The organism is Rhizobium sp. PDO1-076, assembly GCF_000247475.1.
Lineage (GTDB): Bacteria > Pseudomonadota > Alphaproteobacteria > Rhizobiales > Rhizobiaceae > Allorhizobium.
Genome location: NZ_AHZC01000144.1, coordinates 12,763 through 36,099 on the forward strand (window position 1 = coordinate 12,763; position 23,337 = coordinate 36,099).

Sequence of the window (23,337 nt, forward strand, 5' to 3'; positions counted from 1 at the left end):
GTCCTGAGCGGTCAGTATTCCTTCTCGTAGTAGATGCCGCCACCGGCACCCGAGCCACCGGCTTCACCTTTCAGTTTCACGCCGCGACCGATATCCAGATTGATCACCGCCTTGCCGCCGCCGCTGCCGCTTTGCTGCAGTTCGATATAGGTGCGGTCGTTCAGGTATTTGCCGGCGCTGATGCTGGTCTGGCCGGTCGAGTCGGTGGATATGTCGAGATCGTCGATGCCAAGCGTCGAACGCAGCGTCTGAAACAATGATGTCGAATTGCCACCGGCCAGCTGGGCGGCAGCATCGGCCAGCTGGGCAATCTGCAGGGCTGAGAGCCGCGACATCGACTGGCCGAAAATCAGCTGGGCGAGGATCTCGTCCTGCGGCAGGGTCGGTGATGAACTGAAGGTCACTTCGGGGTCGCTGGCAAATCCGTAAAGTTTGATCGTCACGGTCGAGCTGCCGGATGTGGTGGTGGCTTCAAGATCAATGATCGGAATGAGGTCGCCGCCGAAGGTGATCTCGGCCCGGGTAATATCCAGACGCTTGGTGAGGATCTGCATGCGCCCGCGGCGCAGTTCGAAGCCGCCGGAGACATTGGGTGCCGATGCCGATCCGGTCAATGTCAGCGTCCCGCCGAGTTCCGCATCGATACCGCGGCCGCGAATGAAAGTCTGGGAGGGCGAGGATATGCGAAGGTCGAGCTGGATCGGCGAGCTGGAGCTTCTGCCGGTAGCCGGCGTTATGGTGCGCAACTGCTGGGTGACTGCTTGCGGGGCGTTGCGGTGCTGGATATCGAGCTGCGAAAGGCTGGTGGGGCGGCGCTCCGACAGGGTGATCGAGGTGCGCGACAGGTCCACTGTCCCGGCCAGCGTCGGGCCGGCCAAAAGAGGGCCGCGCAGCGTCAGTCTTGCATCGGCGGTTGCCGTCACCGTGTTGCCATCGACATAGACGGCCTTGTCGAGATTGATCGACAGATCGGCGGGCATACCCTGACCGAGAATGTCGATCGATCCGCTCGCCGAGACGCGACCGCCAGAGGCGAAGTTTCCGGTCAGGCTGGTGATCTCGGCGCGGTTGTCACGCAGATTGATCGTCGCTGTGATCTGCTCGACAGCAAGGTTGCGGCGTACATCGACGACGCGGGCGCCGCTGGTGGTGATCGAACCGGCAATGGCCGGCGTCGCTGCGGTTCCCTGGATGTTCACGTTCACGTTGGCATTGCCTTGCGCCACCAGTCCCTGCTGGCCGAGGACGGTATTGGCGGCCGCCAGCGGCAGGCTGCCCTGGAAACGCATGTCCAGACCCATGCCGGACAGGTTGAGCCGGCCGCCGCCATTGAGAGTGATGCCGCCGCCACCGGAAAGCCGGGTGTCGAGCGACAGTGTCTGATTCTGGAAGCGGCCATTGGCGCTGATGGCCAGCGGAGCCAGTCCGGCTGTGCGCGTCTGCGCCAGTTCCGCATCACGCCAGTCGAGCTGATAGGTGACGTCGGGAGCCGACGACGTGCCCTTGACCTCGACGACACCGGAAATCGACCCGGCGGGCGCAAGAGTGGGAGCAACGGTTGCGGCAAGGGAAGCGGGCAGCGCCGCAATGTCTGCCCTGATGTCGAGGGTTTGACCGGCGCTGCCGGTGACGGTGACATTGCCGGAACCGGCGTTGATCACCGTCTTGCCGATCTGCACGGTGCCGTCGGTCACGGTGAGGCGAGCGGGTGCTGCCAGCGCCAGCGCGATACCGCGCGGCTTGGCGGTAAACCGGTCCAGCGCGATAGACAGTCCCTGGGCTTGCTGCTCAATGCTGCCGGCTGCCTCGAGCGGTGCTGCGTCATATCGTGCGCTTGCCTGGAAATCGGTGCGATTTCCCGCCCGGGCAAAGGTCAACTCCGCGGCTTCGAGGCGGTTGGCGCCGCTGACCAGTGCTGCGGCCCGAACAGTGCCCTCGACCGCAAGCGCGGCCACGTCGCTGATGGCAAGATCGATGGCCGGGTTTTCGATCTGCAGGGTGTCGCGGCTCAGCGCCTTGCCTGATGCATCGATCCTGGCTGCAATGCGACCGCTCGCCGAGGTGATCGCGATTGTGCCGGCCAGGTCGCCGCTGGCGCTTTGTCCGCCAAGCGCTGCCAGAAGCGAAAGCTGCGGGAAGTCAAAGCTGAGATCGCCGGTCGGCTGGAAGGCTTTGTCCAGCGCCAGGCTGCCTGAGAGACGGTTTTCGCCGACATTGAGTGTCAGGGCCGGTATTTTCGTTGCGCCGTTTTCCGACACCACGTCGGCAGAGATGTCGACAGGCTGGGCATCGATCTGCCCGGTCAGCCGCAACTGGCCGCGCGGCGCATTGCGATCGGCAAGCCCCTCGATCTGCAGCGACAGGTCACTCAGATCGTAGCCGGCTGCCTTGCCCTCTTCGATGACGACATTCACATTGCCTTCGATCGCGTCCAGCGGACCGGATGCTGAGAGGTCGAAGGCTGCTGCACCGCTGATGCGCGGCTGGAGGCTGGCGACGTCGTTCAACCGGCCGGTCAGGTCGGCTGCAAGAATGCCGTCGGGCGCCAGCGAGATTGTGCCTTCGGCAGAGCCAAGGTCGGTCTGCAATTGAATGTCGCGCAAGCTCACCGCCTTGGGCGCGGCGAAATCGATCCGTGTCGAGATTGCGGCCGGCTTTGTCAGCTTCTCCGCCAGTGCCGGCGGCAACAGGTCGGGCAGGACAAAGGCCTTCAGCGCGCCGGCAAAGGTCTGCGCCGAAATCCCGTAGCGGCCGTTCAGCTCCCCGCCGATGCCGGCGCTCTCGAGCGTCAGATTTTCAGTGGTGACCGCATCCTCTTCGATCGTCAGCGGTGCGACGATCTTCAGCGGCGCGCGGATATAGTTGGCCAGTTGCGCATCGAAGAATTCAGCGCTCTGTACGGCAAGCTGCAGATCGACCGGTCCCTGGCGATCGGCGATATCGAAGGCTGAACTTTCTGCCGTCAGCCCGATGTCGGACAGGGTGCCCTGCGGGGCCGACAGGGTGGCCAGATCGACAGCTGCCTTCAGCGCTGCCGTCTGTGCATTGCCGCTCAGCGTCAGATTGGCGCGGCGCACGGCGACGCCGTAGATCGCCTTGTCCTGCTGCCATTGCAGCCGCACGGGTGTCGCATTGGCCTCGGCGACAAGGGCGAGATCGTTGATGCCGTTCGGATCATACTGGCCCGATGCCGAGATCCGCGCAGCGGCGGTTGAAAGATCGCCCTTGCTGATCTCGATGGCACCACCGGGGATGACGCGGGCTGCCAGATCGATTGCCGTTTCCCCGGCAAACAGGTCGCGCAACTGCGGCGGCATCAGGCTGGCAAAATTGCCGCCGCCGACCAGCGTGATGTCGCGCTTGTCTTCCGCCGCCAGCCGGTGCGTCGCATCGACGGAGATCGTCTGCCTGCCATCCAGGGCGGCGGTGATCTTGCCGGCCCAGTTGCTGATGGCGCCGTCGCCATCGATGCTGAGATCCAGCGCCGCCTGATCCGTCAATTGCAGCAGGCTTCCGGCAACCCCGCCCTTCGGTTCGGCATAATCGAGCTTCAGGCGCAGCCGGTCGTCGTCCGGCGCATAGAGCACGTCGGCGGCAAGATCGGCCGAAGGTTCGCCCAGCAGGGTTGCCGTCAACTGGCTTGTGATATTACTGCCGATGATCTGGGCGGCGCCCTTTGCTGCGATTTCCACGTCACGGCGCGCAAGGGCTGCCCCCGCCTTGATCGAAGGCAGATCGATCGCGGCAATGTCGATACCGATCGGCAGCGAGAACGGCTCATCCGATTTGACCTCAGGCGTTGCACTCGGCTCCGGCGCGCGATCGATGCGGATCGACCGGGCGCTGAGCTTTTCCGCGGTAAACCGGCGCGACAGAAGATCCAGGGGTGTCCAGTCGAGCGCCAGTCCCTCGATCGTCGCGTAAGTGCCGCCGTTGTCGGCGACGGTAATGCGCTCGACCGTTAATGTCTGGCTAAGCAACGGGCTCGGCGCGACGATGGTGATCTGCTGATTGTCCTTCGAGATCAGCGCGGCAATCTGGTTTGCCAGAAACTGGCTGCCACTTGCCGACAGGCCGCCGATCACGATGACGAGGATGGTCAGCGTCACGAGGGTCGCAAGCAGCCCGGCAAAAATCCGGAGCGTCCATCCGATGATGCGTTTCAGCCAGATCATTGTCTTTATGGTCCTCGTCCTGCCGGATCTGCGCGGATCAGAAGCTCTGACCTATGCCGGCATAAATGCCATAACGGCTACCGTCGTCATATCGTTGCAACGGAACGGCAACATCGAGCCTGAGCGGCCCGAAAGGTGTCATGTAGCGCAGTCCGACGCCGGCGCCCATGCGCAGGTCGGAAAAATTCGGGACATTGTTTCTCGACACGCTGCCGACATCGAGAAACGGCACGATGCCGATCGTTTCCGTGACCTGCATCCGGACCTCGAACGAGCCGGTTGCATAGGACCGGCCGCCGGTGGCGTCGCCCGCGTCATTGTAGGGCGAGATCTCCTGGTAGGCATAACCGCGCACCGAGCCGCCGCCGCCGGCAAAGAAACGGCGTGTGGCGGGGATCGATGCCAGGCCGCTGCCGCCGAACAGGCTGCCGGCAGAGAGCTTGCCGGCGAGCACGATGCGATCCTCTGCGCCAAGGCCGAGATAGCCGGACGCCGAGCCTTCGACGGAGGCAAACACCGTGCTGCCGTTGATTTCGTAGCTCGGTGTGGTCGATACCGATGCAAAATAGCCTTCGGTCGGGTTCAACTTGTTGTTGCGGGTGTCGCGCGTATAGCCGAGGGGGACGCCGAAGGTCAGGTATTCGTTGTCGCCGAAGGCATCCTCGATGCTGTCATAGGTCAGCGAAACGCCACCGCTCACCGTGTCGATATCGCTCAACTCATAGGCGAGCGCGACCTTGCCGGTGATGGAGGCCGCATCATAATGCTCGCTGTCCAGCGTGCTGGCCTTGATGCTCGCCTCCAGTGTTGCCGAAGGGAAGAAGGCACCGGGCTTGATGAAAGTGATGCCGGCCGAATAATCGAGATCCGAGAGGTTGCTGACATCGCTGATTTCGCCAAGGCCGCGCACCGCCCCTTCGAGCTTCAGCGATTCGGCATTGCCGAACAGGTTGCGGTGGCCCCAATAGCCTTCGAGCCCGCCGCCGTCGATCGAGGAATAGCTGGCGCCGAAGCCGAAATAGCGGTGCTTGCCTTCCGCGACGGTGATGGCCAGCGGCCACGAGCCATCAGGCGCAAGCGCCTCCGGCTCGTTGATGGTGACGGAGGAAAATACCCCCAATGTCCGCAGGCGCTCGCCAGCCTTGCGCAATTGCTCAGGTGAATAGGGCTGGCCTGGGCGAAGGCGCGAATAGCGTTCGATGAAGTCGGCATTGACCTGCCGCGCGCCCTTGACCGTCACGTCGCCAAGTGGGGCGACAGGGCCAGCCTCGACGGCGATCGTGACATCGACGGTGTTGGTGTCATGGTCGGCGACGACCTCGCGCTTGGTCAGTTCAGCCAGCGGCCGTCCTTCCGATTTCAAGGTGTCGGCGATCTGTGCTGCGGCCTTGAGGATTGTCAAAGAGCCGGCTGCGCCGCCTGGCGTCAGTTCGAAATCGGCCGGGTCCAGCCGTGCGGCGTCGCCCTCCAGGGTAACGTCGCCAAGCGCGAAAACATGACCGGTCTCGACGGTGATCGCGACCGGGATCGGTCTTGACCTGTCGAAGGTCGGATTGGGCGGCAGGCTGTCGATGTCGCGCCCATCGACCAGAACGGTCACGATCGCGCCATAGCGGGCATTCTCGTAAAGGGTGGCCAGAAGGCGGTCGCGATCGTCCTTGGCCTTGATCACCAGTCCCAGGTCGCCGGAGACAGGCTCGTCTTCACCCGCGAGCAGAAGCGAGGTTCGCCGCAGGGACTTGGTCAAGGCCCGGTCGGCGTCCCCGGTCGTCAGGGCAATGGTATAGGAGACGGGATCGATGACATCATTGGGCTCATCGTCCTTGCCGAAGAGCCGAATCCCGAAAAGCTCGAAGGCTGCTGCTTTTGAAGCAAGAGCAGGCCCGAGCAGCAAGGGGCTCACGGTCAACAGAGCCATACCGAGCCGGAACGCGACACTCATTTTCGGCAATACAAATCCACTCGGCATACGCATTTTCGCTCATCGCGACCTGGCTGGTGCACCCCCGCCATGGGGCAACTTAGGAGAAAATGCTAAAAAAGGCATACCCTTTTCTTAAAATTCTATAAAAAAGGGACGCGCTCATCGCGCGTCCCAGTCGTTGGGGTCAGTAGCCGCGCGGGCAGCTGTCGATGTAGCGGCGGCCATAACGGTCGCGGTAGTAGCACTGGCCCGGCTGGTCCGAAACGTTGCCGATGATGGCACCGGAGACACCGCCGATGGCTGCGCCGACTGCTGCGCCACGCACGTCGCCGGTGATGGCGCCGCCGATGATTGCGCCGCCGACAGCGCCGATGCCGGCGCCCTTTTCGGTCTGGGTGCAGCCAGCGACCGACAGGCCGACCAATAGAAGCATGAGAGCTTTTTTCATCTTGTTTTCTCCACTGTTACGCATCCGGTCCAGCCGGTCTTGATCGAGAACACCCATCCGCATTCAGGTTTTTCTAATATGGCGGTGGCAAGCCGCAGAATAGCGGTCAATTCGCGAAAGTCCATGCGCTGCGCGTTCAGCAATAGGTCCAAATTTCAATCCATTAGGCAAATGTGTGGGATGCCTGGAAAACAAGGCCTCAATGCTGCGTTGCGGCATAGATTTATTTCAATTCGGCAGGTCTGGACTGTTGATCGTGTCTGAGAAAAGACCCACGATGCCTTGGTGTCAGGGAGAGACACGAGGAGGAACACCATGGCAAAAGTGACGCTGACGGTGAATGGCCGGACGGTGAGCGGCGAATGCGAGGACCGCACGCTGCTTGTGCATTTTATTCGCGAGACACTTGGATTGACCGGCACGCATGTCGGTTGCGACACGACACAATGCGGAACCTGCGTTGTGCATATGGACGGCAAGTCGATCAAGAGCTGTTCGATCCTGGCCGTGCAGGCCACCGGATCGACGATCACGACCATTGAGGGCGTGGCAGTCAACGGCGAGTTGCATCCGGTCCAGGCGGCCTTCAAGGAACATCACGGCCTGCAATGCGGCTTCTGCACGCCGGGCATGGTGATGACCGCGATCGACATCATCGGTCGTCACCACGGGACGCTTGACGAGGCAACCGTGCGCCACGAGCTGGAGGGCAATATCTGTCGATGCACGGGTTACCACAACATCGTCAAGGCGGTCCTGTCTGCCAATGCGGAAATGCACGCCGGCCGCCAGGCCGCCGAGTAAGCAACGGGCAGCAGACAATCGAAGGGTGTCGGCCATCGCTGCCGCGACACCACCCCTGCCTGCTGCCACTGCCTTAGTGCCTTTATCCTGATCTCTGGAGGAGATGAAAATGGGTGTTGAAGGGATTGGCGCGCGCGTGGCGCGCAAGGAAGACAAGCGCTTCCTCACCGGCAAGGGCCGGTATACGGACGACATGGTCGTTCCCGGAATGAAATATGCCTACTTCGTCCGTTCGCCTTACGCGCATGCCCGTATCGCCGGCATCGATGCCTCGGCCGCGAAAGCCATGCCGGGCGTGATCGATGTGCTGGACGGAAAGCAGCTGCTAGCGGATGGCATCGGCAATCTGATCTGCGGCTGGATGATCCATTCGAAAGACGGATCGCCGATGAAAATGGGTGGCTGGCGACCTCTGGCGCATGAAACCGTGCGTTATGTCGGTGATGCCGTGGCGATCGTTGTCGCCGACAGTTTCGGCGAGGCGCGCGATGCGGCCGAAGCGGTGTCGGTCTCATACGATGAGCTGCCGGTGGTGACCGTTGCCGTCGATGCGTTGAAGCCGGGTGCGCCCGAACTTCATCCCGAAGCGCCCGGCAATCTGATCTTCGACTGGGAGATCGGCGATAGTGCCGCTGCCGATGCGGCGATTGCGCAGGCGGCGCATGTCACCGAGATCGAGATCTTCAACAACCGGCTGTCGCCGAACCCGATGGAGCCGCGTGCCACGCTTGGCATCTATGACGGCGCCGAAGACCACTATACCTGCTACACGACATCGCAGAACCCGCATGTGGCGCGTCTGGTGATGAGCGCCTTCTACAATGTCGCGCCGGAAAACAAGCTTCGGGTGATCGCGCCAGATGTCGGCGGCGGTTTCGGATCGAAGATCTACATCTATCCGGAAGAGATCGTCTGTCTCTGGGCGTCGAAGAAGACCGGCGTTCCGGTCAAGTGGACGTCGGATCGCACCGAAGCCTTCCTGACGGATGCGCATGGCCGCGACCATGTCTCCAAGGTCAAGATGGCCTTCGACAAGGATCACAAGATCATCGGCTTGAAGGTCGATACGATCGCCAATCTCGGCGCCTATATGTCGCTGTTTTCGTCGGCCGTTCCGACCTATCTCTATGCGACGCTGCTGTCGGGCCAGTACGACATTGCCGCCATCCACTGCAATGTGCGCACCGTCTATACCAATACGGTGCCGGTCGATGCCTATCGTGGCGCCGGGCGACCGGAAGCGACCTATCTTCTTGAGCGGACCGTCGAGACGGCGGCGCGCGAGCTCGGTATCTCTCCGGTCGAATTGCGTAGGAAGAATTTCATCCGCTCGTTCCCGCATCAGACGCCTGTCATCATGAACTATGATGCCGGCGATTACGATGCGTCGCTGGATGCGGCTTTGCAGGCATCCGACTGGAACGGTTTTGCCGCCCGCAAGGCCGAGGCCGCCCGGCGCGGCAAGCTGCGCGGCATCGGCATGAGCTGCTATATCGAAGCCTGCGGCATTGCGCCGTCGGCGGCCGTCGGCTCGCTCGGTGCCGGCGTCGGCCTGTGGGAATCGGCCGAGGTGCGGGTCAATGCGGTCGGGACCGTCGAAGTGCTGACCGGGTCGCACAGCCATGGCCAAGGGCATGAAACGACCTTCGCCCAGCTTGTCTCGGAACGCCTCGGCGTACCGCTCGACAATGTCTCCATCGTGCATGGCGATACCGACAAGGTTCAGATGGGCATGGGTACCTATGGCTCGCGTTCCGGTGCCGTCGGCATGTCGGCGATTGTCAAGGCGCTCGACAAGGTCGAGGCCAAGGCGAAGAAGATCGCGGCGCATCTGATGGAGGCGGACGAAAGCGATATCGTCATCGGCAATGGCGAGATGAAGGTCGCCGGTACCGACAAGAGCGTGCCGTGGTTCCAGGTGACACTGGCCGCCTATACGGGGCACAACCTGCCGTCGGGCATGGAGCCGGGCCTGAAGGAGGGCGCGTTCTACGATCCGTCCAACTTCACCTTCCCGGCCGGCTGTTACATTGCCGAAGTGGAGGTCGATCCGGAAACCGGCAAGACGGAGATCGTCCAGTTCGTCGCGGCCGACGACTTCGGCAATATCATCAACCCGATGATCGTCGAAGGCCAGGTGCATGGCGGCATTGCGCAAGGCATCGGCCAGGCCCTGCTCGAGGGCGTGCACTACGATCCGGCGAATGGCCAGCTTCTGACGGCCAGCTACATGGATTATGCCATGCCGCGCGCGGACGACCTGCCATCGTTCAGCGTCTCGCACCAGAACACGCCATGTCCGGGCAATCCGCTCGGCATCAAGGGCTGCGGCGAGGCCGGTGCCATCGGTTCGCCGCCGGCGCTGATCAATGCGATCACCGATGCGATCGGCAACAACAAGCTCAACATGCCGGCAACACCGCTCGCCGTCTGGACTGCGCTTCAAGCGGGCCAGATCCGGCAAGCGGCCGAATAAGGGAGGAATAACCATGCATCTCTATTCGACCAACTATCACCGCGCCACATCGCTCGAGGATGCCGGAAAACTGCTTTCCGGCGCCGACGATGGCAAATACATCGCCGGCGGGCAGACCCTGATTGCCACCTTGAAGCAAAGGCTGGCGCAGCCGTCGGATCTCGTCGACCTGCGCCATATCGCAGCGCTGAAGGGCATTGCCGTCGAGGGTCGCAAGGTGACGATCGGTGCCGGAGTCACCCATGCGGAGGTGGCCAACTCGGCCTCCATCCGCGGCGTCTGTCCGGCCCTGGCGCATCTCGCATCGCTGATCGGCGATCCGCATGTGCGCCACATGGGCACGATCGGCGGTTCGATTGCCAATGACGACCCGGCCGCCGATTATCCGGCCGCCGTGCTCGGGCTCGGCGCCACTGTTGTCACCAACCGGCGCGAGATCGCGGCCGACGATTTCTTCGTCAGCCTGTTCGAAACCGCGCTCAGGGACGACGAGATCATCACCGCCGTGCGCTTCCAGGCACCGGAAAAAGCCGGTTATGCGAAGTTCGCCAACCCGGCCTCCCGGTTTGCCATGACCGGCGTCTTCGTCTCGAAGGGCGAGGGTGGTGTGCGCGTTGCAGTGACCGGTGCCGGTTCGTCGGGGGTCTTTCGCCATGCCGGTCTCGAGCAGGCGCTGGCGGCCGATTGGTCGCCGCAGGCCGTGTCCGGTGTGCCAATTGATTCGGCAGACCTGATGTCGGACCTGCATTGCACGGCGGAATACCGGGCCAATCTCGTTCGCGTCATGGCAAAACGTGCCGTTCAGGCTGCGTGATTGCCGGTCTTGACCGAAAATCTCGAAAAGGGCGGCCTTGGCCGTCCTTTTTGTTGCAGCTTGACGCAGATCAAGTTTCGTAGAGGGCGATCCATTAGTATTTATATGCGACGGTTCTAAAACTCGCGCCATTTGTCGCAGTTTAGAATGAATTTACAAAACCGGGGTTGACCGCAACGCCGGAGACTTTCAAAAGAGAGTCAAAAAGCTGGAGTTTAGGCATGGATTTCGAGGCGTTTTTCAAGAGCGAGCTTGAAGGGCTTCACGAGGAAGGGCGCTACCGTGTCTTTGCTGATCTTGAACGTCAGCAGGGCAATTTTCCGCGCGCCACCCGCTACACCGAAAAAGGCACCCAGGACGTCACCGTCTGGTGTTCGAACGACTATCTCGGCATGGGCCAGAACCCCAAGGTGATCGAGGCCATGAAGGGCGCGATCGATCACTGTGGCGCGGGTGCTGGAGGCACCCGGAATATCTCTGGCACCAATCACTACCATGTCCTGCTCGAGCGCGAACTTGCCGACCTGCACGGCAAGGAATCGGCGCTGATCTTTACCTCCGGCTATGTCTCGAACTGGGCAGCGCTCGGCACGCTCGGCGCCAAGATCCCCGGTCTGATCATCTTTTCCGACGCCTTGAACCACGCGTCGATGATCGAAGGCATTCGCCACTCCAAGGCTGAACGCGTCATCTGGAAGCACAACGACGTCAAGGATCTGGAAGCCAAGCTCGCTGCCGCCGATCCGCGTGCGCCGAAGATGATCGCATTTGAGTCCGTCTATTCGATGGATGGCGACATCGCCCCGATCAAGGAAATCTGCGATCTCGCCGACAAGTATGGCGCGATGACCTATCTCGACGAAGTGCATGCGGTCGGCATGTACGGCGCCCATGGTGGCGGCATTGCCGAACGCGAAGGCCTGATGGACCGCCTGACGGTCATCGAAGGCACGCTTGGCAAGGCCTTCGGCGTCATGGGCGGCTATATCGCGGCCTCGCATGCGCTGTGCGATTTCGTTCGCTCGTTTGCCTCGGGCTTCATCTTCACCACAGCGCTGCCGCCGTCGCTGGCAGCCGGCGCGGTCGCCTCGATCCGCCACCTGAAGACCAGCCAGATCGAGCGCTTCGCCCATCAGGAACGTGTGCGCCGCCTGCGCAACATGCTCGATGCCGCCGGCATCCCGCATTTGCACAATCCGAGCCATATCGTGCCGGTCATCGTCGGCGATGCCGCCAAGTGCAAGTGGATCTCCGATCTGCTGCTCGACAATTGCGGCATCTATGTCCAGCCGATCAACTATCCGACGGTGCCGAAGAAGACCGAGCGCCTACGCATCACGCCGACGCCGCTGCATTCGGACGAGGATCTCGAGCATCTGGTGCATTCGCTGCACCAGCTCTGGTCGCGCTGCGCGCTCGCCCGCGCGGTCGCTTGATCGCAGCATAAATCCTTCGCATAAGGATGCGGGCCATGGCGACATGGTCCGCATTTTTTATGTGAGGGATATTGCCGATGACCATTGCCGAACGTGTCAACCGTATTATCGACCAGAGCATCGGCAGTGAGCGCACTACAGGCGCGGTGGTGCTGGTCTATCAGGATGGCAAGCCGCTGCTTGAGCGCGCTGCAGGGCTTGCGGACCGCGAAGCCGGCATTCTCGTCCAGCTGGACACGATCTTCCGTTATGCTTCCGTCACCAAGCCGATCGTTGCGACCACGGCGCTGGCGATGATCGATGCCGGACTGCTCGGGCTCGATGATCTGGCGGTCGATCATATTCCCTGGTTCCGTCCGAAGACAGCCTCTGGCGCGCAGGCGCCGATCACCATCCGGAATCTGCTGACCCACACATCCGGCCTGCTCTACGATCCGGCACTGGAACTATTGGGCGCGGACAAGGCGTTGACGCTCGGGCTTGGCGATACCGATCTCAACCTGGAGGAGAATTTCTCCCGCCACAATGATATCCCGCTGGCCTTCGAACCCGGCGCACGCTGGGGCTATTCCTTTGCCACCGATATCCTGGGTGCCATCATCGCTGCGATCCATGGCGGCACACTGGAAGACGCCGTGGTGCATTATGTCGCCGGCCCGCTCGACATGCGCGATGCGCGGTTTCATGTCACGGATGTGAGCCGTCTCGCCGTACCCTATGCTGATGCCGCCCTCCGGCCGCAGCGTATGCCGGATCCGTGGATCGCCGGCGAGGATGCGGCCTGGCGGACGGTGTTTTCACCGTCGCGGATCTTCAATGCCAAGGCCTTCCAGTCCGGCGGTGCCGGCATGGCGGGCACCGCGCATGACGTGCTGAAACTCCTGGAAACGCTGCGGACCGGCGGTGCGCCGCTGTTGAAACCGGAAACGGCCGCCGCTGCCCTGTCGAACCAGATCGGCGATCTGGAGGGAGAGCCCGGCGCGCGGTTCGGTTTTCTCGGTGCGCTGATCGTCGATCCGCAGGCAGCCGGCACGGCCTTGCCCAAGGGCGCCATCCAATGGGGTGGCGTCTACGGCAATACCTGGTTCATCGACCCGGCCGAGCGGCTGACCGTGGTCAGCATGACCAACAATGCGGTGGAAGGCTGTACCGGCGCCTATCCGGAAATGCTGAGATCGGCAGTCTACGATCGCGGCTCGGTGGTCAGAACCTTGCGATGACACTTGTCGCCTGCCTGCGCGCCTCGCGGTCGGCGGCAAACACATCGGCAATGGTCGATGCCTGGCTGACATCCACCATGTCATCCATCACATGTTCGACGATATCCGCCATGGCGAGGAAGCCGATGCGCTCCTCGACGAAGGCGTCGAAGGCGGTTTCTTCGGCAGCGTTGAGGATCGCGCCCTGGAGGCCGCCGCGTTCCAGTGCGGTGCGGGCAAGGCGGATCGCCGGAAAACGGGTTTCGTCCGGCGCTTCGAAGTCGAGGCGGGCGAGCTTGGCGAAATCGAGCCGGTCGACGTTGAGCGCGCAACGCTTCGGATAGGTCAGCGCATATCCGATCGCCGTGCGCATGTCGGGAACGCCCAGCTGGGCGATGACCGAACCGTCGGCATAACCGACCATCGAATGCACGATCGACTGCGGATGCACGATCACCTCGATCTGGTCGGGCCGGACGTCGAAGAGATATTTCGCCTCGATCATTTCCAGCGCCTTGTTGAACATCGAGGCACTGCCGACGGAGATCTTCAGGCCCATCGACCAGTTCGGATGGCTGCGGGCGGTCTGGACCGTGACATTGGCCATCTGTTCGCGCGTCTGTGTGCGGAATGGCCCCCCGGATGCCGTCAGCACGATGCGTTCCAGCACATGGCGCTGGTCGTTGTCGAGGCATTGGAAAATGGCCGAATGTTCGCTGTCGACGGGGATCAGCCGGCCGCCGGCCTGGCGCACGGCATCGACAAACAGCGCGCCGGCCGAGACCAGGCATTCCTTGTTGGCCAGCGCGATATCCGCGCCGCGGGCGGCTGCGCGCAGCGTCGGGGCAAGGCCTGCCGTGCCGACGATCGCGGCCATGACCCAGCCGGCATCCATGTCGGCTGCTTCATCCAGACCGGAGGTTCCGGCCGCCACATCGACACCCGATCCGGCCAGTGCTGATTTCAGCGCGATATACTGGCTTTCGTCGGCTGTTACCGCCAGCTTTGCCCCGGTGCGGCGGGCCTGTTCGGCCAGAAGTTCGATATTGCCGTTGCCGGTGACGGCCATGATGTCATAGCGTTCGCGGCCGCCCAATTGCTCGATCACGTCGAGTGTATTCACACCGATCGACCCGGTGGAGCCGAGAACGGTGATGCGGCGATGCCGTTCGCTGTCGATCATGCTGCTTATGTCCGAATTGCTTCATTCAGAGATGGCTCTACAAGGGAAAGATGGGACCAGCAAGGCCCGGCTGTTCAACCTATCGCGTGATCGCCGGCCCGCCCCGAGACAGGATGTGACAATGCTGCGTTTGCGCGAAATGGCGCCCGCCCTTCTGGCTGGTTTTGCCCTGCTCGGGCTGGCTCTTGGCGGCCTGTCCTATGCGCTCGGCCGACCGGATCTCGCATCGTCCGCCTGGCTGGTCAGCGGACTGGTCGTGCTGATTGCGCTTTTGACCGAGATTGTCCGCTCCGTCCTGTCCGGCAAGGTTGGCGTCGATGCCATTGCCGCCCTGTCGATCGGCGTTGCCCTTCTTTTGGGAGAAACGCTGGCCGGGGCGATCGTTGCCATGATGTATGCCGGCGGGCAGCAGTTGGAGAGTTTCGCCGAGGGGCGAGCGCGGCGCGACATGACCGCCCTCCTGGGTCGTGTGGCGCGGACTGCCATGGTCTATCGCGGCGCCGATCTGGCCTCTGTGCCGATCGAGGCCCTCAAGCCCGGCGATCGTGCCTTGATGCGCAGTGGCGAGGTCATCCCGGTCGATGGCCGGGTGCTTGCCGGAGCCATAGAGCTTGACCTTTCGGCACTGACGGGAGAGCCCTTGCCGGTCCGTTTTCTGCAAGGCGCCGAAGTGCCAAGCGGCGCGACGGTTGTCGGTGCGCCCTTCGATCTGCTGGTGCTGCGCGATTCTGCCGCGAGTACTTATGCCGGCATCGTCAGGCTGGTGGAGAATGCGCAGAAAAGCCGGGCGCCGATGGTCCGGCTTGCGGACCGCTACGCCCTGGCGTTTCTGGCTTTCACCCTTGCCCTGGCAGGCCTTGCCTACGGGTTCAGCCAGGATGCGACCCGCGCCCTTGCGGTGCTGGTGGTGGCGACGCCCTGTCCGCTGATCCTTGCCGTTCCCGTCGCTGTCATCTCCGGCATGTCACGGGCCGCCGCCCATGGCGTGCTGATCAAGAGCGGCGGCGGACTGGAAGCATTGGCGGCGGTCAAGGTGGTGGTGCTGGACAAGACCGGTACCCTGACGGCTGGTCGTCCCGAGGTCAGCGAAATCCGCTGCTGTCCGGGCTTTGTCGCCGATGATATCCTGCGGCTTGCGGCCTCGCTGGATCAGGCGTCCGGCCATGTCACGGCCGAAGCGCTGGTGCGGGCCGCGGTCGCGCGCGGCCTGCATCTCGACCTGCCCGAAGACATTCACGAGATCGCCGGGTTCGGTATCGAAGGCCTTGTCACCGGCCACCGCGTGGCCGTCGGCGGCGGGGGATTTGTCGCCTCCCGGCTGGCGCCGGGGGAACTGCTGCCGCGCCAGGTCGTGCCGGCTGAAACGGCCGTGGTCGCGGTTGCCATCGACGGCCGCGGTGCCGGCCATATCCTGCTGTCCGATCAGGTGCGGGCGGATGCCGGCCAGACGGTCGCTGCCTTCCGCAAGGTCGGCATCACGCGGCTGGTCATGGCGTCCGGCGATCGAAGCGATATCGTCACGGCGGCGGCTGCGCGTCTCGGCCTCGATGGCGCCCATGGCGATCTCTCACCCGAGCGCAAGGTGGCGGTGATCGAAGCCGAGCGGCAGCATGGATCCGTGATGATGGTGGGCGACGGCGTCAATGATGCACCGGCGCTGGCGGTTGCCGATGTCGGTGTGGCGATCGGCGCGCGCGGATCGGCCGCCTCGTCCGAGACGGCCGATGTGGTGTTGCTGGTCGATGACCTGTCCCGCCTGCCGGTGGCCGTGGCGATTGCCAGACGTGCCCGGTTCATCGCCGTGCAGAGTGCCGTGGCCGGACTGGTCCTGTCCGGTGGCGCGATGATCGCGGCGGCGCTCGGCTATCTCGCGCCCGTGCAAGGTGCGCTGCTCCAGGAAGTGATCGATGTCGCGGTCATCTTGAATGCGCTACGGGCGTTGCGCAGCGCCGGCTGATCTTCCTTTTCCGCTGGGTGCCAAATCGCTGAGCGGCGGGGCGGCTGCGGCCTGTCGCTTTTGAACGTCTTGTCGCAAAAGCAGTCTTTTTCCAGGAACAATCGCCGTCGAGGGTCGTTCGAGTCGTGTCATTCCAACAATGAGGAGAACCCCAATGGCCGACAAGACCCTCGACGATCTGTTCTACGAAACACTGAAAGACATCTACTACGCCGAACGCAAGATCCTGAAGACCCTGCCGAAGATGGCGCGGGCCGCTCAGAGCGAAAAGCTGAAGGCAGCCTTCCAGCAGCACAAGGACGAGACCGAAGGCCAGATCGAGCGCCTGCAGCAGGTGTTCGAGATCATCGGCAAGCGTCCGCGCGCCAAGACCTGCGCCGCCATCGATGGCATCGTCGAGGAAGGCGAGGAAATCATGGAGGAATTCAAGGGCTCGCCGGCCCATGATGCCGGTCTTCTTGCTTCAGCCCAGGCGGTCGAGCACTACGAGATCAGCCGCTACGGCACGCTTCGTGCCTGGGCCAAGCAGCTCGGCTACGCGGAAGCCGTCAAGCTCCTGGATGCAACGCTTGCGGAAGAATCCAAGACCGACGACGCCCTGACCAAGCTGGCAGAGACCGCGGTCAATTCCGCCGCACAGAAAAAGGCAGCGTAACTGCTGCAACGCGCGTTCCCGCTTTTCAGCGAATTGCGGGAACGCGCGATCGCATATGTCCAGACACGATCGCGAATGTAACACCGCCATGCGGTTTTGCTGAACGGTTCCGAAAACCCACGAAGCCGGCAGATCAATCTGCCGGCTTCGTGTTTTTTGAAATTGCAAACGCAGATAACCGCCCCCTGATCGAGCAAGGCGCGGTTCTCCCGGAGCAGTCGGCATTTGCGGCAATACTCTCCGCTCCCGGATGCATCACCTGTCGATGTCGGTTTCCCCGAGTTCCCGTTTCAGTTGTTCGCGGGCGCGGTTCAGGCGGCTCTTGACCGTTCCGACGGCACAGCCGCAAATCACGGCCGCATCCTCGTAGCGCTCGCCCAACATGACGATCAGCACCAGGATCTCGCGGTGGTGGGCGGGAAGCCGTTCCAGCGCCCGGCGGACTTCGTCGGCCTGAACGACCCAATCCTGGCTGGCCTCGGTGACCAGAGTGGCTGCGAGAGCCTCCGGCAGGCCGATGCTCTCGCGGCTGCTTTTCTTGATGCGGGTGCAAAAGGTGTTGCGCATGATGGTGAAGAGCCACGACTTGAGCCTGGTGCCGGGCTCGAACTTGTCGAGATTGGCCAGAGCCTTCATCAATGTCTCCTGCACCAGGTCGTCCGCTTCCTCGGGTTTCTGGCAAAAGGTGCGTGCAAAGGCACGCAATGCCGGAATGAGTGCGACGACGTCGGACTGTGCGGCAAGCTCGGCTTTACGGATCGACAAGTTCGCCATCCTCCACGGTAACTATCAGATGCATGGATCGGAAACGCATCGAAATACGCATAGTTCCCGAAGTGGACCGAAGAGCACCGACGTCCGGTTGCGGATGCGGTCCCTCAGGCGCTGGATCGGGCCACCCGTCGGACGATGCGACCAGTCATTCTGCTCCTGACACAGCCTTTCACTGGGCCTGACTTTGCTGCCGGCGCACACCCGCAGCCTTGATGTTGCGCTGCGGTTGGACCACTCCCGGGGGAACAAGTGCCTGCGGGAAGTGTTCTTTCGACATGACCTAATCGTATGACCTCATTGGCCATGACGGAGACCGGCACGGCCAACGAGCACGGCAACGAGAAAGAGCAAGCGATGACCAGACACCTTGAAAACGCCGATGGACAAGGGCAGATCCTGATCGGAGAGCGGCTTTCGCCGGTGGCCTATCAGGTATCCGTGGAAGAGATCGACGGGCGGTATCAGGCCAGCGTCAGTCTGCATGCCCCGCGTGACTGGTTGCTCAAGCAGGGCTTCAAATCACGCGCCACCCTCATTCTGGCCAATGGTGATCGGACCGATGTCGGACATGACGGGCCGGTCGACATCGGCGACAATGTCAGCGTCATCCTCAGCGGTGCACCCCAATCCTTCGACGATCAGGCGTCCCTCGTTGAAAAATTCCCGGAACTGAAGCTTGGCGAAGCGTGACGACGACGCGTAACGATTGCGTGTTGATTGTTGCGATGGGCGATTATCTGCGGTGAACCGCACTCGCCCCCGTTTCGTATATCGCTTGAATGGCGGATAGTAAAAAGAGTGCAGCGCGTGAAGACGTCAGTATCGGAGGACCGAATGGGAAAGGCAGCGGGAGCGTCCGGGGCAGGCCGTCGCAATCGTACGGGAGGCATTGTTCGGGACAAGCTCGATCTGTTGATGTCTGAGCATGTGCGCGAAGAGGTGCCGGATCGCCTGATCGAACTGGCAAAGGAGTTGCAAACAGCCATCGAACAGAAAACGGCCGGTGAAAAAGACAGCTGACCGGCGGTTTTTCGAGACTTTTGTATTGAAATTTGATAAGTAAGAAATAGCTGATGTATTCGCTTGGGAGGAGAGCGGATGTCCAATTTTCTTTGGTTTCTGGTGCTGCTGCTCGGCCCGGTCGTGGTCGGTGCATTGATTGCCTATGGGATGATGCAGATGCGCCTCTACACGAGCGCTCGCTATCGCCGGGATGCATTGACCGGCGAAATCTATGGTAAGGATGATCGGCGATGACAGGGAATTGGAGATGATAAATGCTTGGGTCGGCCGCCCAAAACGGCGCACTCTTTCGAGTGCGACGTCGGCTTAGGTAAAGCTGCCGTCTGCGGGATCGTACCGCTTTCCTTTGGCAAGTGAGGCGAATTCGACCAGTTCGTCTTCGTCCTGAACGCCGCTTTCGACCAGATAGATCAGCAAAGCGGTGGCATTGTCGGCCTGTTTTGTATCGAGGATCAAATTTTCCTGGCGACTGATCCGTCTTACCGCGCGTTCGACGATGTCGGCTTTGTCATGAGCCGAAGAGCCGAGGGATACAGATGCCATGATTGGCCTCCTCCCGTTTAAGGCTGACGCATTTGGAACACAAAACGTCGGCGTAGCACAAGTTGCCATCATGACTGTTTCCAGCCCGAATACAACCCATCAATCTCTACAGGCAAAAATTGGTCAAATGGTGATCCCGACGCGATTCGAACGCGTGACCCTCAGATTAGGAATCTGATGCTCTATCCTGCTGAGCTACGGGACCACTTCCTTCTCCATACAAAAGCAAAGCCGGCAAGCCAAGTGATTTTGCTTGTCCAGCCGTGCTTGCGTCGCCCAAAGGCCACTATTCGGTCAGGCGCCGCTCGGCCAGGCGCACCCAGTAGGAAATGCCATGGCCGATGACTTCGTCGTTGAAATCATAGGCCGGGTTGTGAAGCCCTGCCGAATTGCCGTTGCCGATCATGATATAGGCGCCGGGCCGCGCCTGCAGCATGAAGGCGAAATCCTCGCCCGCCATGGAGGCGTCGACATCGGTATCGACATTCTGGACGCCGACGATGTCGATGGCCGCCTGGGCGGCGTGGTTGGTCTCGGACGGGTGATTGACCGTTACCGGGCAGGCGCGTTCATATTCGAATTCCGCCTTGGCGCCGTTTGCCGCAGCGATCCCGTGCGCCAGTTCGGCGATGCGCTTTTCGGCAAGGTCGCGCACGTCCTCGTCCAGCGAGCGCACAGTGCCGGTCAGATAGGCCTCTTCAGGGATGATGTTGTGGGTCGTGCCAGCGTGGAACTGGGTGACCGACACCACCACCGAACGCAGCGGATTGGCGTTGCGGGCGGCGATCGTCTGCAGTGCGCCGACGATCTGCGCACCGGTGACGATGGTATCGATGGTGTTGTGCGGCTCGGCGGCATGGCCGCCGCGGCCGGTGATCTTGATGGCGAACTTGTCGGGTGCGGCCATGATGCCGCCCTTGCGAATGGCAAAGCTGCCGGCCGCCATGCCCGGCATGTTGTGCATGCCGTAGACTTCCTCGATGCCGAAGCGCTCCATCAGACCGTCTTCGACCATGGCAAGCGCGCCGCGTCCGCCTTCTTCTGCCGGCTGGAAGATGACCACGACATTGCCATGGAAGGTGCGGGTTTCGGCCAGATACTTCGCCGCACCCAGAAGCATGGCGGTATGGCCGTCATGGCCGCAGGCATGCATCCGACCCTCTGTCGTCGATGCCCAGGGCTTGCCGGTGATTTCGGTGAGCGGCAACGCATCCATGTCGGCGCGCAGCCCGATCGCGCGATCGCCCTGGCCGCGTCCCTTGATGACGCCGACGACGCCGGTGCGGCCGATGCCCGTCACCACCTCGTCGACACCGAATTCCTTCAGCTTCTGTTCGACGAAGCTGGCCGTGTTTTCAACGTCATAGAGGATTTCGGGATGGGCGTGCAGATGACGGCGCCATTCGGTGGCCTCCGACTGGAGTTCGGCGGCGCGGTTCAGAATTGGCATGTGGCTGTCCTGGTCGGTGCATTGCGGATCACGTGATTGTCGGCGCGGAATGTGCGCCTCCTGATTGACGTATTCAATAGGCTTTGCCATTGCTTGCATTGCTACGGCAAACAGATGCCGAATGCGAGATATCCCCAATGTGAGAGGATTGAAGTCGTGTCCACGAAGTTTCCAAGCATTTTGTCCTCAGCAGGAGCGTTGCGCCGCGTTGCGATCGTTGCCTGTCTGTCGGCGATTGCCGTGCCGAATTTCGCCGTGGCCAATCCGATGATCGTCGTTGATGTCAAGAGCGGCCGCGTGATCGAACATCAGGAAGCCTTCCGCAAGTGGTATCCGGCCTCGCTGACCAAGCTGATGACGGCCTATACCGCGTTCAAGGCGATCCGGGCCGGCGAACTGTCGCTGCAGAGCATCGTGACGATGAGCACGCATGCGGCCGCAGAGCCTGCCAGCAAGACCTATTTCAAGCCAGGCTCGAGACTGACGCTCGACAGCGCGTTCAAGCTGCTGATCGTCAAGTCGGCCAATGACATCGCGGTTGCGATCGCCGAGACGGTGAGCGGCAGCGAGGAACGTTTCGTCGCGCGGATGAATGCCGATGCCAAGGCGCTCGGCATGAGCTCGTCGCGCTTCGTCAATCCGAACGGCCTGCCGGGCAAGGGGCAATATACGACGGCGCGCGATCTTGCCCTGCTGGCTGCCGCCATCCGCAGCGAGTTTCCCGAATATGCCAGCTATTTCGCACTGGAAGGGGTGACGACCGGCAAGAAGAACTATGCCGCCTATAACCTTCTCGTCGGCCGGTTCGACGGTGCCGACGGCATGAAGACCGGCTATATCTGCGCCTCCGGTTTCAACCAGGTCTCGTCGGCGACCCGCAATGGCCGCACGGTGATTTCGGTCGTGCTCGGCGCCGACAGCCTTGGCGCGCGCGCCGACCAATCGGCAGACCTTTTGCAGAAGGGGCTGACGACGGCAACGGCCGGCGGGCGCCTGGAGAACCTTCAGCCCTATGGCGACGGGCTCGACCAGGTGGTGGATATCAGCAGCGAGATCTGCAATCCCAAGGCCCGCCAGGTTCGCAGCGAAGGCCGCGACGAAGTGGGGCGGATGAAGCTCCTGTCGCCCTATATCCATGAAATGGATCATCAACCGAGCTTCAGCTATGCCGGCCTCATTTCCGGCGGAGAACCGGCGGAAAAGGCCAAGGGCGGGGCGCAGATGAGCGAAATCGCCAATGTGCCAATCCCACGGCCGCGCCCGACCTTCTGATGTGTTGCCGCATTCGGCCGGATCTCTCAGTGAAAGTGGAAGACATGAGCATCGGACGTATCCCGGTATCGATCCTGACCGGATTTCTCGGCGCCGGGAAATCGACGCTGCTGAACAGGATCCTCAAGGATCCGGCGATGAAGGACGCTGCCGTCATCATCAATGAATTCGGCGAAGTCGGCATCGACCACCTGCTGGTCGAATCCTCCAGCGACACCGTGGTCGAACTGTCCGATGGCTGCCTGTGCTGCACCGTGCGCGGCGAGCTGGTCGATACGCTGGCCGAACTGGTCGACGGCATGCAGACCGGCAAGATCAAGCCGCTGTCGCGGATCGTCATTGAGACCACCGGCCTCGCCGATCCGGCGCCGGTGATGCAGTCGGTGATGGGCCATCCGGCGATCGCGCAGCATTTCGATCTGGACGGCATGATTACCGTCGTCGATGCCGTCAACGGATTGTCGACGATCGATGGCTTCACCGAAGCCTACAAGCAGATTGCCGTTGCCGACCGGCTGATTCTGACCAAGACCACACTTCCGGAAGCCGGTGATACGACGGCGCTGGTTGCGCGGCTCAGGGCGCTCAATCCGCGTGCGCCGATCACCAATGGCGATGCCGACGAGGCCGGCAGCGCCGCCGTGCTGGTCAACGGGCTCTACGATCCGGCCAGCAAGATCGCCGATGTCGATCGCTGGCTGAAGGACGAGGTGGGCCATGACCACCATGATCACGAGCATGAGCATCATGGTCATCATGACCACGCTGACCATCACCATCACCATCACGAGCATGACCACCATCATGACGTGAACCGACATGGCACATCGATTCGCTCCTATTCGATCATCCATGATCAGCCGATCGATCCGATGGCGCTCAACATGTTCATCGACCTCCTGCGGTCGACCCATGGCGAAAAGCTGTTGCGGATGAAGGCGATCGTTGCCCTGACCGACCAGCCGGATCGGCCGCTCGTGCTGCATGGCGTGCAGTCGATCTTCCATATGCCGGTGCGTCTGCCGGCCTGGCCTGAGGGGTCTGACCGCAAGACGCGGCTGGTGCTGATCACCAGGGATCTGTCGGAGGACTATGTGCGGGATCTGTTCGGTGCCTTCACCGGCCGGATTGGCATCGACCGGCCGGATCGTGCGGCCATGGTCGACAATCCGCTGGCGATCCCGGGCTACCGGATCTAGCGAGG

At 62.1% G+C, this 23,337-nt stretch carries 19 protein-coding genes and 1 tRNA gene; 12 read left to right on the forward strand and 8 right to left on the reverse strand.

Going from position 1 to position 23,337, the window contains the following annotated elements:
• Positions 1-11 precede the first annotated feature (11 nt).
• From PDO_RS10100 to PDO_RS10110, 3 genes are all read right to left on the reverse strand, one after another.
• Positions 12-4,175 carry a translocation/assembly module TamB domain-containing protein gene (locus PDO_RS10100; protein WP_007601309.1) on the reverse strand — a complete coding sequence of 1,388 codons (4,164 nt, stop codon included), beginning with the start codon at positions 4,173-4,175 and terminating at the stop codon, positions 12-14.
• 37 nt (positions 4,176-4,212) lie between these two features.
• Positions 4,213-6,150: an autotransporter assembly complex protein TamA gene (locus tag PDO_RS10105; protein WP_007601310.1), complete on the reverse strand. Its 1,938-nt coding sequence runs from the start codon at positions 6,148-6,150 to the stop codon at positions 4,213-4,215.
• A 133-nt stretch (positions 6,151-6,283) separates the two neighbouring features.
• The gene (locus tag PDO_RS10110; protein WP_007601312.1) at positions 6,284-6,547 is read right to left on the reverse strand and encodes a glycine zipper domain-containing protein; all 264 of its coding nucleotides are present in this window, start codon (positions 6,545-6,547) and stop codon (positions 6,284-6,286) included.
• A 315-nt stretch (positions 6,548-6,862) separates the two neighbouring features.
• On the opposite strand from PDO_RS10110, the gene PDO_RS10115 reads away from it, so the two are divergent.
• The 5 genes from PDO_RS10115 (at position 6,863) to PDO_RS10135 (ending at position 13,297) form a co-directional block, all read left to right on the forward strand.
• Positions 6,863-7,351: a (2Fe-2S)-binding protein gene (locus tag PDO_RS10115; RefSeq protein WP_007601315.1), complete on the forward strand. Its 489-nt coding sequence runs from the start codon at positions 6,863-6,865 to the stop codon at positions 7,349-7,351.
• 109 nt (positions 7,352-7,460) lie between these two features.
• Positions 7,461-9,827, forward strand: a complete 2,367-nt coding sequence (locus PDO_RS10120; RefSeq protein WP_007601317.1) for a xanthine dehydrogenase family protein molybdopterin-binding subunit — start codon at positions 7,461-7,463, stop codon at positions 9,825-9,827.
• A 13-nt stretch (positions 9,828-9,840) separates the two neighbouring features.
• The gene (locus PDO_RS10125; RefSeq protein ID WP_007601319.1) at positions 9,841-10,641 is read left to right on the forward strand and encodes an FAD binding domain-containing protein; all 801 of its coding nucleotides are present in this window, start codon (positions 9,841-9,843) and stop codon (positions 10,639-10,641) included.
• A gap of 221 nt (positions 10,642-10,862) precedes the next feature.
• Entirely contained in the window at positions 10,863-12,077 is a 1,215-nt protein-coding gene (hemA, locus tag PDO_RS10130) for a 5-aminolevulinate synthase (RefSeq protein ID WP_007601321.1), read from the forward strand.
• Positions 12,078-12,154: 77 nt separating this feature from the next.
• The gene (locus tag PDO_RS10135) at positions 12,155-13,297 is read left to right on the forward strand and encodes a serine hydrolase domain-containing protein (protein WP_007601322.1); all 1,143 of its coding nucleotides are present in this window, start codon (positions 12,155-12,157) and stop codon (positions 13,295-13,297) included.
• Here PDO_RS10135 and dxr read toward each other — a convergent pair.
• Entirely contained in the window at positions 13,281-14,459 is a 1,179-nt protein-coding gene (dxr, locus tag PDO_RS10140; RefSeq protein WP_007601323.1) for a 1-deoxy-D-xylulose-5-phosphate reductoisomerase, read from the reverse strand. The two genes, PDO_RS10135 and dxr, sit on opposite strands and share 17 nt — an antisense overlap.
• A gap of 121 nt (positions 14,460-14,580) precedes the next feature.
• Here dxr and PDO_RS10145 point away from each other — a divergent pair, with 121 nt between their 5' ends.
• Both PDO_RS10145 and PDO_RS10150 read left to right on the forward strand, forming a co-directional pair.
• The gene (locus PDO_RS10145; protein WP_007601324.1) at positions 14,581-16,416 is read left to right on the forward strand and encodes a heavy metal translocating P-type ATPase; all 1,836 of its coding nucleotides are present in this window, start codon (positions 14,581-14,583) and stop codon (positions 16,414-16,416) included.
• A 154-nt stretch (positions 16,417-16,570) separates the two neighbouring features.
• Entirely contained in the window at positions 16,571-17,071 is a 501-nt protein-coding gene (locus tag PDO_RS10150; protein ID WP_007601325.1) for a YciE/YciF ferroxidase family protein, read from the forward strand.
• 255 nt (positions 17,072-17,326) lie between these two features.
• Here the strand turns inward: PDO_RS10150 and PDO_RS10155 are convergent, their stop codons facing one another.
• Positions 17,327-17,845 carry a sigma-70 family RNA polymerase sigma factor gene (locus tag PDO_RS10155; protein WP_052023428.1) on the reverse strand — a complete coding sequence of 173 codons (519 nt, stop codon included), beginning with the start codon at positions 17,843-17,845 and terminating at the stop codon, positions 17,327-17,329.
• A 354-nt stretch (positions 17,846-18,199) separates the two neighbouring features.
• Here PDO_RS10155 and PDO_RS10160 point away from each other — a divergent pair, with 354 nt between their 5' ends.
• The 3 genes from PDO_RS10160 to PDO_RS28275 all read left to right on the forward strand — a co-directional run bounded on the left by PDO_RS10160 (position 18,200) and on the right by PDO_RS28275 (position 19,102).
• Complete coding sequence (locus tag PDO_RS10160) at positions 18,200-18,535, forward strand: hypothetical protein (RefSeq protein ID WP_037073350.1); 336 nt, start codon at positions 18,200-18,202, stop codon at positions 18,533-18,535.
• 108 nt (positions 18,536-18,643) lie between these two features.
• Positions 18,644-18,865, forward strand: coding sequence for a hypothetical protein (locus tag PDO_RS10165; protein WP_244426409.1), 222 nt, complete (start codon positions 18,644-18,646; stop codon positions 18,863-18,865).
• 78 nt (positions 18,866-18,943) lie between these two features.
• Positions 18,944-19,102: a hypothetical protein gene (locus PDO_RS28275; protein WP_007601329.1), complete on the forward strand. Its 159-nt coding sequence runs from the start codon at positions 18,944-18,946 to the stop codon at positions 19,100-19,102.
• A gap of 72 nt (positions 19,103-19,174) precedes the next feature.
• Here the strand turns inward: PDO_RS28275 and PDO_RS10170 are convergent, their stop codons facing one another.
• The 3 genes from PDO_RS10170 to PDO_RS10180 form a co-directional block, all read right to left on the reverse strand.
• Positions 19,175-19,411 carry a hypothetical protein gene (locus PDO_RS10170; protein ID WP_007601330.1) on the reverse strand — a complete coding sequence of 79 codons (237 nt, stop codon included), beginning with the start codon at positions 19,409-19,411 and terminating at the stop codon, positions 19,175-19,177.
• A gap of 128 nt (positions 19,412-19,539) precedes the next feature.
• A tRNA-Arg gene (locus PDO_RS10175) sits at positions 19,540-19,616 on the reverse strand.
• Between the two features lie 81 nt (positions 19,617-19,697).
• The gene (locus PDO_RS10180; protein WP_007601331.1) at positions 19,698-20,861 is read right to left on the reverse strand and encodes a M20 aminoacylase family protein; all 1,164 of its coding nucleotides are present in this window, start codon (positions 20,859-20,861) and stop codon (positions 19,698-19,700) included.
• Positions 20,862-21,017: 156 nt separating this feature from the next.
• Between PDO_RS10180 and PDO_RS10185 the strand changes: the two genes are divergently transcribed.
• Both PDO_RS10185 and PDO_RS10190 read left to right on the forward strand, forming a co-directional pair.
• Positions 21,018-22,133 carry a D-alanyl-D-alanine carboxypeptidase family protein gene (locus tag PDO_RS10185; protein ID WP_007601332.1) on the forward strand — a complete coding sequence of 372 codons (1,116 nt, stop codon included), beginning with the start codon at positions 21,018-21,020 and terminating at the stop codon, positions 22,131-22,133.
• A 44-nt stretch (positions 22,134-22,177) separates the two neighbouring features.
• On the forward strand, positions 22,178-23,332 hold the full coding sequence (locus PDO_RS10190) for a CobW family GTP-binding protein (protein WP_037073335.1): 1,155 nt from the start codon (positions 22,178-22,180) through the stop codon (positions 23,330-23,332).
• Positions 23,333-23,337: the final 5 nt, after the last annotated feature.